Origin of the sequence: Desulfovibrio subterraneus, assembly GCF_013340285.1 — a bacterium.
GTDB lineage: Bacteria > Desulfobacterota > Desulfovibrionia > Desulfovibrionales > Desulfovibrionaceae > Halodesulfovibrio > Halodesulfovibrio subterraneus.
In genome coordinates this window covers 1-507 of sequence record NZ_BLVO01000018.1, presented here as the reverse complement: position 1 = coordinate 507, position 507 = coordinate 1, and the positions used below count along the sequence as shown (strand labels likewise).

At 63.5% G+C, this 507-nt stretch carries 1 protein-coding gene; it reads right to left on the bottom strand.

Annotated features, from left to right (window positions below):
* The coding region (locus tag HUV30_RS18270; RefSeq protein WP_205245260.1) for a VCBS domain-containing protein at positions 1–507 on the bottom strand (507 nt) is incomplete at both ends.

Genomic DNA, 507 nt, shown 5'->3' with positions numbered 1-507 from the left:
GCGTGTCGCCGCCGTTGGTCGTCACCGTAAAGGTCTCGGTTCGAATATCACCAGCGTCCAGCGCCTGCGCGCGGCCGTCCAGCTCGTATTTCCACTCACCGGTTTCAGTGATGGTCAGCTTGCCGTAGGAACCATCCAGCGGGGCATCGGCTCCATGCGCCACGAACCCGCTTTCACCGGCGTCCGCATCCACGGCCGTCAGCGTACCGGAGGCAGCTACGGTCACGTCTTCGGTCACGGCTCCGGTGTCAGTTCCGGTGATGACGGGTGCATCTTCGGTACCGTTCACCGTGATGGTGATGGTGTGCGTGTCGCCGCCGTTGGTCGTCACCGTAAAGGTCTCGGTTCGTACGTCGCCATTGTCCAGCGCCTGTGCGCGGCCGTCCAGCTCGTATTTCCATTCACCGGATTCGGTGATGGTCAGCTTGCCGTAGGAACCATCCAGCGGGGCATCGGCTCCATGCGCCACGAACCCGCTTTCACCGGCGTCCGCATCCACGGCCGTCA